Origin of the sequence: Streptomyces sp. NPDC096152, assembly GCF_044763235.1 — a bacterium.
Taxonomy (GTDB): Bacteria; Actinomycetota; Actinomycetes; order Streptomycetales; family Streptomycetaceae; genus Streptomyces.
The window spans coordinates 750,803-765,890 of record NZ_JBIWFW010000003.1 but is presented as its reverse complement, the minus strand read 5'-3'; the positions used below and the strand labels follow the sequence as shown (position 1 = coordinate 765,890).

10 protein-coding genes and 1 tRNA gene are annotated in these 15,088 nt (G+C 67.4%); 10 read left to right on the top strand and 1 reads right to left on the bottom strand.

Annotated elements, in window-relative coordinates:
- Positions 1–117: 117 nt before the first annotated feature.
- Entirely contained in the window at positions 118–1,344 is a 1,227-nt protein-coding gene (locus ACIQ9G_RS13710; RefSeq protein ID WP_403608627.1) for a pyridoxal phosphate-dependent aminotransferase, read from the bottom strand.
- A gap of 262 nt (positions 1,345–1,606) precedes the next feature.
- Here ACIQ9G_RS13710 and ACIQ9G_RS13705 point away from each other — a divergent pair.
- From ACIQ9G_RS13705 to ACIQ9G_RS13660, 10 genes are all read left to right on the top strand, one after another.
- Positions 1,607–1,679 (top strand) — tRNA-Trp (locus ACIQ9G_RS13705).
- 110 nt (positions 1,680–1,789) lie between these two features.
- Positions 1,790–2,071: a preprotein translocase subunit SecE gene (gene secE, locus ACIQ9G_RS13700; protein ID WP_356189359.1), complete on the top strand. Its 282-nt coding sequence runs from the start codon at positions 1,790–1,792 to the stop codon at positions 2,069–2,071.
- Positions 2,072–2,152: 81 nt separating this feature from the next.
- Positions 2,153–3,004 carry a transcription termination/antitermination protein NusG gene (gene nusG / locus ACIQ9G_RS13695; protein WP_403608626.1) on the top strand — a complete coding sequence of 284 codons (852 nt, stop codon included), beginning with the start codon at positions 2,153–2,155 and terminating at the stop codon, positions 3,002–3,004.
- A 194-nt stretch (positions 3,005–3,198) separates the two neighbouring features.
- A complete protein-coding gene (gene rplK, locus ACIQ9G_RS13690; RefSeq protein WP_033528316.1) occupies positions 3,199–3,633 on the top strand; it encodes a 50S ribosomal protein L11 in 435 nt (144 codons plus the stop codon).
- A 101-nt stretch (positions 3,634–3,734) separates the two neighbouring features.
- A complete protein-coding gene (gene rplA, locus ACIQ9G_RS13685) occupies positions 3,735–4,460 on the top strand; it encodes a 50S ribosomal protein L1 (protein WP_403608625.1) in 726 nt (241 codons plus the stop codon).
- A 153-nt stretch (positions 4,461–4,613) separates the two neighbouring features.
- The gene (locus ACIQ9G_RS13680) at positions 4,614–5,546 is read left to right on the top strand and encodes a hypothetical protein (protein WP_403608624.1); all 933 of its coding nucleotides are present in this window, start codon (positions 4,614–4,616) and stop codon (positions 5,544–5,546) included.
- A 379-nt stretch (positions 5,547–5,925) separates the two neighbouring features.
- The gene (gene rplJ / locus ACIQ9G_RS13675) at positions 5,926–6,456 is read left to right on the top strand and encodes a 50S ribosomal protein L10 (protein ID WP_403608623.1); all 531 of its coding nucleotides are present in this window, start codon (positions 5,926–5,928) and stop codon (positions 6,454–6,456) included.
- A gap of 114 nt (positions 6,457–6,570) precedes the next feature.
- Positions 6,571–6,954, top strand: coding sequence for a 50S ribosomal protein L7/L12 (gene rplL, locus ACIQ9G_RS13670; protein ID WP_403608622.1), 384 nt, complete (start codon positions 6,571–6,573; stop codon positions 6,952–6,954).
- A 607-nt stretch (positions 6,955–7,561) separates the two neighbouring features.
- Positions 7,562–11,047 (top strand): DNA-directed RNA polymerase subunit beta, encoded by a 3,486-nt coding sequence (rpoB, locus tag ACIQ9G_RS13665; RefSeq protein ID WP_403608621.1) that lies wholly within the window; start codon positions 7,562–7,564, stop codon positions 11,045–11,047.
- 97 nt (positions 11,048–11,144) lie between these two features.
- Complete coding sequence (locus ACIQ9G_RS13660) at positions 11,145–15,044, top strand: DNA-directed RNA polymerase subunit beta' (protein WP_403608620.1); 3,900 nt, start codon at positions 11,145–11,147, stop codon at positions 15,042–15,044.
- Positions 15,045–15,088 lie beyond the last annotated feature (44 nt).

Below are 15,088 nucleotides of genomic sequence, written 5' to 3'. Positions count from 1 at the left end.
CGGGCTCCCGGTAGCCGTTTCCCCGTTCGTGGTCTTGCTCGCACACAGGAACGGCACGAACGAAGGGAGGGGCAGCGGGTGGATTCCCGCTGCCCCTCCCTTCGAAGAAGGCGGACGTCAGTCCCGCGCCTCCGCCAGCAGCTTCTGGAGCCGGCTCACGCCCTCCACCAGGTCCTCGTCACCGAGGGCGTACGACAGCCGGAGGTAGCCCGGCGTGCCGAAGGCCTCGCCCGGGACGACCGCGACCTCGGCCTCCTCCAGGATGAGCGCGGCGAGCTCGACCGAGTTCTGCGGGCGCTTGCCGCGGATCTCCTTGCCGATCAGGGCCTTCACCGACGGGTACGCGTAGAAGGCGCCCTCCGGCTCGGGGCAGACCACGCCGTCGATCTCGTTGAGCATCCGCACGATGGTCCTGCGGCGCCGGTCGAAGGCCTCACGCATCTTCGCGACCGCGTCCAGGTCGCCGGAGACCGCGGCCAGGGCCGCCGCCTGGGCGACGTTCGACACGTTCGACGTGGCGTGCGACTGGAGGTTCGTCGCGGCCTTGACGACGTCCTTCGGGCCGATGACCCAGCCGACGCGCCAGCCGGTCATGGCGTACGTCTTGGCGACGCCGTTGACCACGACGCACTTGTCGCGCAGCTCGGGGAGGATGGCCGGCAGGGACACGGAGACGGCGTCGCCGTAGACCAGGTGCTCGTAGATCTCGTCGGTGAGCACCCACAGACCGTGCTCCAGGGCCCAGCGGCCGACGGCCTCCGTCTCGGCCTCGGAGTACACCGCGCCGGTCGGGTTGGACGGCGACACGAAGAGGACGACCTTGGTCTTCTCCGTGCGCGCGGCCTCCAGCTGCTCCACGCTGACGCGGTAGCCGGTGGTCTCGTCCGCGACGACCTCCACCGGGACGCCGCCGGCCAGGCGGATCGACTCCGGGTACGTCGTCCAGTACGGCGCCGGCACGATGACCTCGTCGCCCGGGTCGAGGATCGCGGCGAAGGCCTCGTAGATGGCCTGCTTGCCGCCGTTGGTGACCAGGATCTGGGAGACGTCGGGCTCCCAGCCGGAGTCGCGCAGCGTCTTCGCGGCGATCGCGGACTTCAGCTCGGGCAGACCGCCGGCCGGGGTGTACCGGTGGTACTTCGGGTTCTTGCAGGCCTCGATCGCGGCCTCGACGATGTAGTCGGGTGTCGGGAAGTCGGGCTCACCGGCGCCGAAGCCGATCACCGGACGCCCGGCGGCCTTCAGGGCCTTCGCCTTGGCGTCCACGGCGAGGGTGGCGGACTCGGAGATCGCGCCGACTCGGGCGGAGACCCGGCGCTCGGTGGGAGGGGTTGCAGCGCTCATACCGTCCATGGTTTCAGACCGGAAACGCACCCGGCACGCGGGTTTCACAGACTGAACAGGACGGGTCGAACCCCAGAACAACCGTCCGGATCCGGGCACCGGGCTGGGCGATCTTCCGCCGGGCGGCCCCCGACGGGCGCTTTCTGTTCGACGACCGGCGCCGAACCACGTACACTCACACCTCGTTGGCCTTCAGCAGCCGCAACCGAACCCGGTGCACACCGAGCATCCGGTCGGATGCGGTACGTTGGGGGACACACAGAGGGTCGTAGCTCAATTGGTAGAGCACCGGTCTCCAAAACCGGCGGTTGGGGGTTCAAGTCCCTCCGGCCCTGCTACACACACCTTCGCCAGGGATGTGTGCGCATGTACGTACAGCAATGCACCGCCGTGCGGCTCCGACCGGGCGCGGCACGGCCACGACCCGGAATCAGGTGAGGACGTAATGACGGACGCCGTGGGCTCCATCGACACGCCTGATGCCCAGGACGAGCTGCAGGAGAAGAAGGCCCGCAAGGGCGGCAAGCGGGGCAAGAAGGGCCCGCTGAAGCGCCTCGGCCTCTTCTACCGTCAGATCATCGCGGAACTGCGCAAGGTCGTCTGGCCCACGCGCGGCCAGCTCACGTCGTACACGACCGTGGTGATCTTCTTCGTTGCCATCATGATCGCCCTGGTGACCGTGATTGACTATGGGCTCAACCACGCGGCCAAGTACGTTTTCGGCTGAGCCAAGAGCGAAGGGCGCCGTGGATCCCGGCGCCCGTTTTCGCATGTTCCACCCCTATGTATCCAGGAAGAAGCAGCCACCGTGTCTGACCCGAACCTGAACGACGCCACCGAGCCTCGCGGGGAAGCCGTCGAGCCTGTGGATGTCGAGTCCGTGGACGACGAGCTCGACATCATCGAGGGCGCGGACGAGGTCGACGAGGCCGAGGCTGCCGAGGCCGCTGCGGGCGAGCCCGCCGAGGAGGCCGCCGTCAACGTCGTGGACGAGGACGAGGCCGCCGAGGAGGCAGTCGCCGAGCAGGAGCCGGAGGAGGAGCTCGACCCGATCGAGAAGCTCCGCCAGGAACTGCGCGTGCTGCCCGGCGAGTGGTATGTCATCCACACCTACGCCGGCTACGAGAAGCGCGTGAAGGCCAACCTGGAGCAGCGCGCCGTCTCGCTCAACGTCGAGGACTTCATCTATCAGGCCGAGGTGCCCGAGGAAGAGATCGTCCAGATCAAGAACGGCGAGCGCAAGACCGTCCGGCAGAACAAGCTGCCCGGTTACGTCCTCGTCCGCATGGACCTGACGAACGAGTCCTGGGGCGTCGTCCGCAACACCCCGGGCGTCACCGGCTTCGTCGGCAACGCCTACGACCCGTACCCGCTGTCCCTGGACGAGATCGTCAAGATGCTCGCCCCGGAGGCCGAGGAGAAGGCCGCCCGCGAGGCCGCCGAGGCCGAGGGCAAGCCGGCCCCGCAGCGCAAGGTCGAGGTCCAGGTGCTGGACTTCGAGGTCGGCGACTCGGTCACCGTCACCGACGGCCCGTTCGCCACGCTCCAGGCGACCATCAACGAGATCAACCCCGACTCGAAGAAGGTCAAGGGCCTGGTGGAGATCTTCGGCCGCGAGACGCCGGTCGAGCTCTCCTTCGACCAGATCCAGAAGAACTGAGGTTCTTCCGGACCGAGCACTGCCGACCAGGTCAGACGGGCTGCGAATGCCGGTCTGACCTGCTCGGTTTTTGGCCGCGCATCCATACCCGTTATCGTTGTGCGGTATGCCTCCATCCGGATGATCCGGGCGATCCCGCCTGATCATGTCCCGGACGGCGGCGGACCACTCTCACTAAGGACCCGGAGAGAGCTATGCCTCCCAAGAAGAAGAAGGTCACGGGGCTCATCAAGCTCCAGATCCAGGCCGGCGCGGCCAACCCGGCCCCGCCGGTCGGCCCGGCGCTGGGTCAGCACGGCGTCAACATCATGGAGTTCTGCAAGGCCTACAACGCCGCGACCGAGTCGCAGCGTGGCTGGGTCATCCCGGTGGAGATCACGGTCTACGAGGACCGTTCCTTCACCTTCGTCACCAAGACTCCGCCGGCCGCCAAGATGATCCTCAAGGCCGCGGGCATCGAGAAGGGCTCCGGCGAGCCGCACAAGACCAAGGTCGCCAAGATCACCGAGGCGCAGGTCCGCGAGATCGCCACGACGAAGATGCCCGACCTCAACGCCAACGACCTGGACGCCGCCGCGAAGATCATCGCCGGCACCGCCCGTTCCATGGGCGTCACGGTCGAGGGCTGAGCCCCACCTTCGCAGAACATCTCGCGGCAGCGTCGCTGTCGCACGTGGGAGGGCCTGCTCGGCCCGTACCACGACTCCTTTCAGAACCCACAGGAGCAGTAGTGAGCAAGCGCAGCAAGGCTCTCAAGGCTGCGGACAACAAGATCGACCGGGAGAAGCTGTACGCCCCGCTCGAGGCTGTCCGTCTCGCCAAGGAGACCTCCACGACCAAGTTCGACGGCACCGTCGAGGTCGCCTTCCGTCTGGGTGTCGACCCGCGCAAGGCCGACCAGATGGTCCGTGGCACCGTGAACCTGCCGCACGGCACCGGCAAGACCGCCCGGGTCCTGGTCTTCGCGACCGGTGACCGTGCTGCGGCCGCGGAGGCCGCGGGCGCCGACATCGTCGGCTCCGACGAACTGATCGACGAGGTGGCGAAGGGCCGTCTGGACTTCGACGCCGTCGTCGCCACCCCGGACCTCATGGGCAAGGTCGGCCGCCTCGGCCGCGTGCTCGGCCCGCGTGGTCTTATGCCCAACCCGAAGACCGGCACCGTGACCCCGGACGTGGCCAAGGCCGTGACCGAGATCAAGGGCGGCAAGATCGAGTTCCGCGTCGACAAGCACGCGAACCTCCACTTCATCATCGGCAAGACGTCCTTCGAGGACGACAAGCTGGTGGAGAACTACGGCGCCGCGCTGGAGGAGATCCTCCGCCTGAAGCCGTCCGCCGCCAAGGGCCGCTACATCAAGAAGGCCGCCATCAGCACCACGATGGGCCCCGGCATCCCGGTCGACTCCAACCGCACCCGCAACCTCCTCGTCGAGGAGGACCCGGCCGCGGTCTGAGCCTGAGGCTCGCCCAGTCGGACGACGGGCCCCGCACCTTCCGAGGTGCGGGGCCCGTCCCCTTTCTGTGCGATTGTCTGTGCGATTTCGCCTACGGGTGTCGGGGGGCTGCGCTAGCGTGCGGTGCACAGCAATCGCATAGGGGTGGGACGTATGACCAGCACGACCGTGCGCCGGGTGACGCTCTCGATCGCGGCGGTGACCGCGCTGACGGGCGTGGCCGCCTGTTCCTCGGGTTCCTCCGGGGGCTCCGGCAGAGGCACGGCCGGCCAGGGCGTCACACACGTCAGCCCCGTCGCCGCCCTGCGCTCCGCCGAACGGTCGACCGACCGGGCCGACTCCGCCCGGGTCGAGATGACGACCAGCATCGGCACCATGATGTCGATGAAGGCGCACGGCACCGTGGGCTGGGGCCAGGGCCTCACCGGTGACCTCACCATCGCGTACACCGGCGGCACCATGGCCGAGACCATGCGCCGCGTGGGCAGCACCTCGATGGAGGCCCGGTACCTGCCCGACGCCTTCTACGCGCGCATGGGCGAGCGGTTCGCCCAGCAGGCGGGCGGCAAGCACTGGCTCCGGTACGGGTACACGGACCTCGCCGGGGTCGCCGGCGGCTCCGGAGCCTTCCTCAAGGACCAGATGCGCAACAACACCCCGAACCAGTCGGTGAAGCTGCTGCTGGCCTCCGGCGACGTCAAGAAGGCCGGCGAGGCCACCGTGCGCGGCCGGCACACCACGCACTACGCGGGCACGGTCGGCGTCGCCGACCTCGTCGGCAAGAGCTCCCACCTCCCCGCGGACCAGCTCGCGGACCTGAAGAAGCAGCTCACCACGGCCGGGGTGAGCACGGAGCGCGTCGACATCTGGGTCGACGACCAGAACCTGCTGGTCAAGCAGTCCTGCAAGGCACGGATGGCCATGGGGGAGATGTCCCAGACCGCCTACTACACCGACTACGGCGTGCACGTCTCCGCCCAGCGGCCCCCGGCGGGCGACACCGAGGACTTCAAGGACCTGCTGAAGAAGCAGGGTTCCACGCTCGGGGGCACGGGGACCGGGAGCGGCACCGGCGCGTCCTCCTGAGCACGACGCCGAGGAGCGGCCCGGGCGCGTCCCCCCGAGGCACGTCCTCTCGGGCGGGCGCCCGTCTTTGGCAGGCGCCCGCGGCCGGGCCCCGTACGGGCCGATTTGCCTGACGGGGAGCCGTTCCCGTATTCTCCTACCGAAGCCAAAGACCGCTGGTCGTTGCCGCGCGCTCGTTCGAGGGCGTGGTGGCCGAAGGATCCGCTGAAAATGCGGGCGACCCGCGCAGGTGACTGTGGAAGAACTCCCGGAGTGCGCGCCAACGCGCGTGTGCCCCGGTCGAGTCCGCCCCGTGCGCCTGCGCCCGGGGCGTTTCGTTTTCCCCAGTCCTCCTTCGGGTCCGCGCGGTCCGAATCACCCGGAAGGAGGCCGAGACTCTATGGCGAGGCCCGACAAGGCTGCCGCGGTTGCCGAGCTGACGGACAAGTTCCGCAGCTCCAGCGCCGCTGTGCTGACCGAGTACCGCGGTCTCACCGTGGCGCAGCTCAAGACGCTGCGTCGTTCGCTCGGTGAGAACGCCCAGTACGCCGTGGTGAAGAACACGCTGACCAAGATTGCGGCCAACGAGGCCGGGATCACGCTGGACGACCAGCTCTTCGCTGGTCCGACGGCCGTCGCCTTCGTCACCGGTGACCCGGTGGAGTCGGCGAAGGGTCTCCGCGACTTCGCCAAGGACAACCCGAATCTCGTCATCAAGGGCGGTGTCCTTGACGGCAAGGCGCTCAGCGCCGACGAGATCAAGAAGCTTGCGGACCTCGAGTCCCGCGAGGTTCTGCTCTCCAAGCTGGCCGGTGCCTTCAAGGGGAAGCAGTCCCAGGCTGCCTCCCTCTTCCAGGCGCTGCCGTCGAAGCTCGTCCGCACCGTGGACGCGCTTCGTGCCAAGCAGGACGAGCAGGGCGGTGCCGAGTAATTCGGCTCGCTTTCCGATCCTCGCCGCATGAGGTGAGGGTCGATGCGGGCCCGACGTACGCCCGCCTCACCCAGTACATCCGGCACCTGCCGATTTAGTGGAAGGACCGCCATCATGGCGAAGCTCACCCAGGACGAGCTGCTTGCCCAGTTCGAGGAGATGACCCTCATCGAGCTCTCCGAGTTCGTGAAGGCCTTCGAGGAGAAGTTCGACGTCACCGCCGCCGCCGCGGTCGCCGTTGCCGGCCCGGCCGGCCCGGCCGCCGCCGCGGAGGCCGAGGAGGAGAAGGACGAGTTCGACGTCATCCTCACCGGTGCCGGCGACAAGAAGATCCAGGTCATCAAGGTCGTGCGTGAGCTGACCTCCCTGGGTCTGAAGGAGGCCAAGGACCTCGTGGACGGCGCCCCGAAGCCCGTCCTCGAGAAGGTCGCCAAGGACGCCGCCGAGAAGGCCGCCGAGTCCCTCAAGGGCGCCGGCGCCTCCGTCGAGGTCAAGTAAGACCTCTCGGGTCCGCCAAGGACTCACGCGCGCTGAACGCGGCCCCCTGGGGCTGTAACGCGAACGCACCGAAGGGCGATCATCCATCCGGGTGGTCGCTCTTCGGCGTTTCCGAGGGTCGGCGGCGGCTGCCTTGCACGCACCACCGTGACGGGTATGGTGATCATCGTCGTGCCTCAGCGCCCCTGGTGACAGGCTGCGAGTGACGAGGGCAGCATCGGGTTCGGGCAAGGGGGGCCTTGACGAACCGCACGCAGCGCGCAATTCTCAGGACGCGTCGTCACAAGGATCCAATCCGAGGCATGGATCGACGGCGAAGAGGGCAGTATCAACGTGCGTTGAGGGCAAGCATGCCGCAGGCGGTGACGACAACGAGGGTCTCGCAAAACCCGCACTGGACATCAGTGTGCCAACTGGCTACACTGACCCTTTGCGCTGCCTGTTAGCTGTCCCCTGCCCGTCACCAGGGGCATGCCCTCGCCTGAGCATCGTCGATCGGATGAGTCCTGACCTGGCCTTTTAGCCAGATCCGGCCCAGCCTGCCGTCGGTCGCCGGCGGGGGACCGGCACGCGCGTAGTGAGTCCGAGCCCTCGGAAGGACCCCCTCTTGGCCGCCTCGCGCAACGCCTCGACCGCGAATACGAACAACGGCGCCAGCACCGCCCCGCTGCGCATCTCCTTTGCAAAGATCAAGGAGCCCCTCGAGGTTCCGAACCTTCTCGCGCTGCAAACCGAGAGCTTCGACTGGCTGCTCGGCAACGACGCGTGGAAGGCTCGCGTCGAGGCGGCTCTGGAGTCCGGTCAGGACGTCCCCACCAAGTCCGGCCTCGAGGAGATCTTCGAGGAGATCTCCCCGATCGAGGACTTCTCCGGGTCGATGTCGCTGACGTTCCGCGACCACCGCTTCGAACCGCCGAAGAACTCGATCGACGAGTGCAAGGAGCGCGACTTCACGTACGCCGCCCCGCTCTTCGTCACAGCGGAGTTCACCAACAACGAGACCGGCGAGATCAAGTCCCAGACCGTCTTCATGGGCGACTTCCCGCTCATGACGAACAAGGGCACCTTCGTCATCAACGGCACCGAGCGTGTCGTGGTGTCGCAGCTGGTCCGTTCCCCCGGTGTCTACTTCGACTCCAGCATCGACAAGACGTCCGACAAGGACATCTTCTCGGCCAAGATCATCCCGTCCCGGGGTGCCTGGCTGGAGATGGAGATCGACAAGCGCGACATGGTCGGTGTCCGCATCGACCGCAAGCGCAAGCAGTCCGTCACCGTCCTCCTGAAGGCGCTCGGCTGGACCAACGAGCAGATCCTCGAGGAGTTCGGCGAGTACGAGTCGATGCGCGCCACCCTGGAGAAGGACCACACCCAGGGCCAGGACGACGCGCTGCTCGACATCTACCGCAAGCTGCGTCCGGGCGAGCCCCCCACGCGTGAGGCCGCGCAGACGCTTCTGGAGAACCTGTACTTCAACCCCAAGCGCTACGACCTCGCCAAGGTCGGCCGCTACAAGGTCAACAAGAAGCTGGGTGCGGACGCTCCGCTCGACGCGGGCATCCTGACCGTCGAGGACGTCATCTCGACGATCAAGTACCTGGTGAAGCTGCACGCCGGCGAGGCCGAGACGACCGGGGACAGCGGCGAGACGATCGTCGTCGAGACCGACGACATCGACCACTTCGGCAACCGTCGTCTGCGCAGCGTCGGCGAGCTCATCCAGAACCAGGTCCGTACGGGTCTGGCGCGTATGGAGCGCGTGGTCCGCGAGCGCATGACGACTCAGGACGTCGAGGCGATCACGCCGCAGACCCTGATCAACATCCGGCCGGTCGTCGCCTCCATCAAGGAGTTCTTCGGCACCAGCCAGCTGTCCCAGTTCATGGACCAGAACAACCCGCTCTCCGGGCTGACGCACAAGCGTCGTCTGTCCGCGCTGGGCCCGGGTGGTCTCTCCCGTGAGCGGGCCGGCTTCGAGGTCCGTGACGTGCACCCCTCGCACTACGGCCGCATGTGCCCGATCGAGACGCCGGAAGGCCCGAACATCGGTCTGATCGGCTCGCTCGCCTCGTACGGCCGGGTCAACGCGTTCGGTTTCGTCGAGACCCCGTACCGCAAGGTCGTCGACGGCCAGGTCACCGACGAGGTGGACTACCTGACCGCCGACGAGGAGGACCGCTTCGTCATCGCGCAGGCCAACGCCACCCTGACGGACGACCTGCGCTTCGCCGAGAACCGCGTCCTCGTCCGCCGCCGTGGCGGCGAGGTCGACTACGTCGCCGGTGACGACGTGGACTACATGGACGTCTCGCCGCGCCAGATGGTGTCGGTCGCGACCGCCATGATCCCGTTCCTCGAGCACGACGACGCCAACCGTGCCCTCATGGGCGCGAACATGATGCGTCAGGCCGTGCCGCTGATCAAGTCCGAGGCGCCGCTCGTCGGCACCGGCATGGAGTACCGCTCCGCGGTCGACGCCGGCGACGTGGTCAAGGCCGAGAAGGACGGTGTGGTCCAGGAGGTCTCCGCGGACTACATCACCACCGCCAACGACGACGGCACGTACATCACGTACCGCCTGGCCAAGTTCTCCCGGTCCAACCAGGGCACCTCGGTCAACCAGAAGGTCATCGTCAACGAGGGCGACCGGATCATCACGGGCCAGGTGCTCGCCGACGGTCCCGCCACCCAGAACGGCGAGATGGCCCTCGGCAAGAACCTGCTCGTGGCGTTCATGCCGTGGGAGGGTCACAACTACGAGGACGCGATCATCCTGTCGCAGCGCCTCGTGCAGGACGACGTCCTCTCCTCGATCCACATCGAGGAGCACGAGGTCGACGCCCGTGACACCAAGCTCGGCCCCGAGGAGATCACCCGGGACATCCCGAACGTCTCCGAGGAGGTCCTCGCCGACCTCGACGAGCGCGGCATCATCCGCATCGGTGCCGAGGTCATCGCCGGCGACATCCTCGTCGGCAAGGTGACCCCGAAGGGCGAGACCGAGCTGACCCCCGAGGAGCGCCTGCTGCGCGCGATCTTCGGCGAGAAGGCCCGTGAGGTCCGTGACACCTCGCTGAAGGTGCCGCACGGCGAGACCGGCAAGGTCATCGGCGTCCGCGTCTTCGACCGCGAGGAGGGCGACGAGCTTCCCCCCGGTGTGAACCAGCTGGTGCGCGTCTACGTCGCGCAGAAGCGCAAGATCACCGACGGTGACAAGCTCGCCGGCCGCCACGGCAACAAGGGTGTCATCTCCAAGATCCTGCCGATCGAGGACATGCCGTTCCTGGAGGACGGCACCCCGGTCGACATCATCCTGAACCCGCTGGGTGTGCCGTCCCGAATGAACCCGGGACAGGTCCTGGAGATCCACCTCGGCTGGCTCGCCAGCCGCGGCTGGGACGTCTCCGGCCTCGCGGAGGAGTGGGCGCAGCGCCTCCAGGCGATCGGCGCCGACCAGGTCGACCCGGGCACCAACGTCGCGACCCCCGTCTTCGACGGTGCGCGCGAGGACGAGCTCGCGGGTCTGCTGCAGCACACCATCCCGAACCGTGACGGCGAGCGCATGGTGCTCCCGTCCGGCAAGGCGCGGCTGTTCGACGGCCGTAGCGGTGAGCCGTTCCCGGACCCGATCTCGGTCGGCTACATGTACATCCTGAAGCTGCACCACCTGGTCGACGACAAGCTGCACGCCCGCTCGACCGGTCCGTACTCGATGATCACCCAGCAGCCGCTGGGTGGTAAGGCGCAGTTCGGTGGCCAGCGCTTCGGCGAGATGGAGGTGTGGGCCCTCGAGGCCTACGGCGCCGCGTACGCGCTCCAGGAGCTGCTGACCATCAAGTCCGACGACGTCACCGGCCGCGTGAAGGTCTACGAGGCCATCGTCAAGGGCGAGAACATCCCTGAGCCCGGCATCCCCGAGTCCTTCAAGGTGCTCATCAAGGAGATGCAGTCGCTCTGCCTGAACGTGGAGGTGCTGTCCAGCGACGGTATGTCCATCGAGATGCGTGACACCGACGAGGATGTCTTCCGCGCTGCGGAGGAGCTCGGCATCGACCTGTCCCGGCGCGAGCCGAGCAGCGTCGAAGAGGTCTGACGGGAGTCCGGCGGGCCCTGTACCCACCAGGGCCCGCCGACCCCCAGGCCCCCGTTTCAGACCACAGACTTACAACCCTGAGAGGGATTGACGCATAGTGCTCGACGTCAACTTCTTCGACGAGCTCCGGATCGGCCTGGCCACCGCTGACGACATCCGTCAGTGGAGCCACGGCGAGGTCAAGAAGCCCGAGACCATCAACTACCGCACCCTCAAGCCGGAAAAGGACGGGCTCTTCTGCGAGAAGATCTTCGGCCCCACCCGGGACTGGGAGTGCTACTGCGGCAAGTACAAGCGCGTCCGCTTCAAGGGCATCATCTGCGAGCGCTGTGGCGTCGAGGTCACGCGCGCCAAGGTGCGCCGTGAGCGGATGGGCCACATCGAGCTGGCCGCCCCCGTCACCCACATCTGGTACTTCAAGGGCGTCCCGTCGCGTCTGGGCTACCTGCTCGACCTGGCCCCGAAGGACCTGGAGAAGGTCATCTACTTCGCGGCGTACATGATCACGTACGTCGACGAGGAGCGCCGTACGCGCGACCTGCCCTCGCTGGAGGCCCACGTCTCCGTCGAGCGCCAGCAGATCGAGCAGCGCCGTGACGCCGACCTGGAGGCCCGGGCCAAGAAGCTCGAGACCGACCTGGCCGAGCTGGAGGCCGAGGGCGCCAAGGCCGACGTGCGCCGCAAGGTGCGCGAGGGTGCCGAGCGTGAGATGAAGCAGCTGCGCGACCGCGCGCAGCGCGAGATCGACCGTCTCGACGAGGTGTGGACCCGGTTCAAGAACCTCAAGGTCCAGGACCTCGAGGGCGACGAGCTGCTCTACCGCGAGCTGCGCGACCGCTTCGGCACGTACTTCGACGGCTCGATGGGTGCCGCGGCGCTGCAGAAGCGCCTGGAGTCCTTCGACCTCGACGAGGAGGCCGAGCGCCTCCGCGAGATCATCCGTACCGGCAAGGGCCAGAAGAAGACCCGTGCGCTCAAGCGCCTGAAGGTCGTCTCCGCGTTCCTGCAGACGTCCAACAGCCCCAAGGGCATGGTGCTCGACTGTGTGCCGGTCATCCCGCCGGACCTGCGTCCGATGGTGCAGCTGGACGGTGGCCGCTTCGCGACCTCCGACCTGAACGACCTGTACCGCCGTGTGATCAACCGCAACAACCGTCTGAAGAGGCTCCTGGACCTCGGTGCCCCGGAGATCATCGTCAACAACGAGAAGCGCATGCTTCAGGAGGCTGTTGACGCCCTCTTCGACAACGGTCGTCGCGGCCGCCCGGTGACGGGCCCCGGCAACCGCCCGCTGAAGTCCCTCAGCGACATGCTGAAGGGCAAGCAGGGCCGCTTCCGCCAGAACCTGCTCGGTAAGCGTGTGGACTACTCCGCGCGTTCCGTGATCGTCGTCGGCCCGCAGCTGAAGCTGCACCAGTGCGGTCTGCCGAAGGCGATGGCGCTGGAGCTCTTCAAGCCGTTCGTGATGAAGCGCCTGGTCGACCTGAACCACGCGCAGAACATCAAGAGCGCCAAGCGGATGGTCGAGCGCGGCCGCACGGTCGTGTACGACGTCCTCGAAGAGGTCATCGCCGAGCACCCGGTTCTGCTGAACCGTGCGCCCACCCTGCACCGCCTCGGCATCCAGGCCTTCGAGCCGCAGCTGGTCGAGGGCAAGGCCATCCAGATCCACCCGCTCGTCTGCACCGCGTTCAACGCGGACTTCGACGGTGACCAGATGGCCGTGCACCTGCCGCTGTCCGCGGAGGCGCAGGCCGAGGCCCGCATCCTGATGCTGTCCTCGAACAACATCCTCAAGCCGGCCGACGGCCGTCCGGTGACGATGCCGACCCAGGACATGGTCCTCGGTCTGTTCTTCCTCACCACCGACGGCGAGCTGCGTGACACCAAGGGCGAGGGCCGTTCCTTCGGCTCCACGGCCGAGGCGATCATGGCGTTCGACGCCGGCGAGCTGGCGCTGCAGTCGGCGATCGACATCCGCTTCCCGGTGGGCACCATCCCGCCGCGCGGCTGGACCCCCCCGGCGCAGGAGGAGGGCGAGCCGGAGTGGCAGCAGGGGGACACGTTCCGTCTGCGCACCACGCTGGGCCGTGCGCTCTTCAACGAGCTGCTGCCCGAGGACTACCCGTTCGTCGACTACTCGGTGGGCAAGAAGCAGCTCTCCGAGATCGTCAACGACCTCGCCGAGCGCTACCCGAAGGTCATCGTGGCGGCGACGCTCGACAACCTGAAGGCGGCCGGCTTCTACTGGGCGACCCGTTCCGGTGTCACCGTCGCCATCTCCGACGTCGTCGTTCCCGAGGCGAAGAAGGAGATCGTCCGCGGCTACGAGGCGCAGGACGAGAAGGTCCAGAAGCAGTACGAGCGCGGTCTGATCACCAAGGAAGAGCGCACTCAGGAGCTCATCGCGATCTGGACCAAGGCGACCAACGAGGTCGCCGAGGCGATGAACGAGAACTTCCCCAAGACGAACCCCATCTTCATGATGGTTGACTCGGGTGCCCGAGGAAACATGATGCAGATGCGGCAGATCGCCGGTATGCGTGGTCTGGTGTCGAACGCGAAGAACGAGACCATCCCGCGTCCGATCAAGGCGTCCTTCCGTGAGGGCCTCTCCGTGCTGGAGTACTTCATCTCCACGCACGGTGCCCGTAAGGGTCTGGCGGACACCGCCCTGCGTACCGCCGACTCGGGTTACCTCACCCGTCGTCTGGTGGACGTCTCGCAGGACGTCATCATCCGCGAGGAGGACTGCGGCACCGAGCGCGGTCTGAAGCTGCGGATCGCCTCGCGCGACGCCGACGGCGTGCTGCGCAAGGCCGACGACGTCGAGACCAGCGTCTACGCCCGTATGCTCGCCGAGGACGTCGTCATCGACGGCAAGGTGATCGCGCCGGCCAACGTGGACCTGGGCGACGTGCTGATCGACCAGCTCGTGCACCACGGTGTCGAGGAGGTCAAGACCCGCTCGATCCTGACCTGCGAGTCCCACGTCGGCACCTGCGCCATGTGCTACGGCCGTTCGCTGGCCACCGGCAAGCTGGTCGACATCGGTGAGGCGGTCGGCATCATCGCCGCCCAGTCCATCGGTGAGCCCGGTACCCAGCTGACGATGCGTACCTTCCACACCGGTGGTGTGGCCGGTGACGACATCACCCAGGGTCTGCCGCGTGTCGTCGAGCTCTTCGAGGCCCGTACCCCGAAGGGTGTCGCCCCGATCTCCGAGGCCTCCGGCCGCGTGCGGATCGAGGAGACGGAGAAGACCAAGAAGCTCGTCGTCACCCCGGACGACGGCAGCGACGAGACGGCGTACCCGATCTCGAAGCGTGCCCGGCTCCTGGTCAGCGAGGGCGAGCACGTCGAGGTGGGCCAGAAGCTCACCGTGGGTGCCACCAACCCGCACGACGTGCTGCGCATCCTGGGCCAGCGTGCCGTCCAGGTCCACCTGGTCGGCGAGGTCCAGAAGGTCTACAACTCGCAGGGTGTGTCGATCCACGACAAGCACATCGAGATCATCATCCGGCAGATGCTCCGCCGGGTGACGATCATCGAGTCCGGCGACGCCGAGCTGCTGCCCGGCGAGCTGGTCGAGCGCTCGAAGTTCGAGACCGAGAACCGTCGTGTGGTCCAGGAGGGCGGTCACCCGGCCTCCGGTCGTCCGCAGCTCATGGGTATCACCAAGGCCTCGCTGGCGACGGAATCCTGGCTGTCGGCCGCCTCCTTCCAGGAGACGACCCGAGTCCTGACGGACGCGGCGATCAACGCCAAGTCCGACAGCCTCATCGGCCTCAAGGAGAACGTCATCATCGGTAAGCTCATCCCGGCCGGTACGGGTCTGTCCCGCTACCGCAACATCCGGGTCGAGCCGACCGAGGAGGCCAAGGCCGCCATGTACTCGGCCGTCGGCTACGACGACATCGACTACTCGCCGTTCGGCACCGGCTCCGGCCAGGCCGTTCCGCTGGAGGACTACGACTACGGTCCGTACAACCAGTAAGCGAGCAGCATGACCGAAGGGCGGTCACCCCGCGAGGGGTGGCC

What these genes read in the sequence shown, in the direction of transcription:
- ACIQ9G_RS13710 (WP_403608627.1), bottom strand. Translation starts at nt 1,344, where the DNA reads ATGAGCGCTGCAACCCCTCCCACCGAGCGCCGGGTCTCCGCCCGAGTC.
- rplJ (WP_403608623.1), top strand. Translation starts at nt 5,926, where the DNA reads ATGGCGAGGCCCGACAAGGCTGCCGCGGTTGCCGAGCTGACGGACAAG.
- rplL (WP_403608622.1), top strand. Translation starts at nt 6,571, where the DNA reads ATGGCGAAGCTCACCCAGGACGAGCTGCTTGCCCAGTTCGAGGAGATG.
- rplK (WP_033528316.1), top strand. Translation starts at nt 3,199, where the DNA reads ATGCCTCCCAAGAAGAAGAAGGTCACGGGGCTCATCAAGCTCCAGATC.
- ACIQ9G_RS13680 (WP_403608624.1), top strand. Translation starts at nt 4,614, where the DNA reads ATGACCAGCACGACCGTGCGCCGGGTGACGCTCTCGATCGCGGCGGTG.
- secE (WP_356189359.1), top strand. Translation starts at nt 1,790, where the DNA reads ATGACGGACGCCGTGGGCTCCATCGACACGCCTGATGCCCAGGACGAG.